Raw genomic sequence first — 264 nt, 5'->3', positions numbered from 1 at the left:
CGGCGTCAGCCGCCAGTTGATCTCGCATCTTGGCGTTGAGGATGACCAGCAGCTTGCGCATTGCCGCGACCAGGGCCACTTTGCCGGCCTTCCCGCGCTCACGCAGCCGTTGGTAAAAGTCGCGCAGTGCCGGGTTGAAGCGCACCGCCACCAGCGTCGCCATGTACAGCACCTGGCGCACGCAGGCCCGTCCACCCCAGATGTGGCGGACCCCGCGCATCAGGCCGCTATCGCGTGCCAGCGGCGCCACCCCGACCAGCTTGC

General features: G+C 68.6%; 1 protein-coding gene. It reads right to left on the bottom strand.

The genetic code is table 11. The annotated features are described in order from the left end of the window. Positions 1-264: transposase (locus XcodCFBP4690_RS22245; RefSeq protein WP_146092061.1), on the bottom strand; the 264-nt coding region annotated here is incomplete at both ends.

This window comes from Xanthomonas codiaei (assembly GCF_002939785.1).
Classification (GTDB): domain Bacteria; phylum Pseudomonadota; class Gammaproteobacteria; order Xanthomonadales; family Xanthomonadaceae; genus Xanthomonas; species Xanthomonas codiaei.
This window is presented reverse-complemented; position numbering and strand designations above follow the sequence as displayed.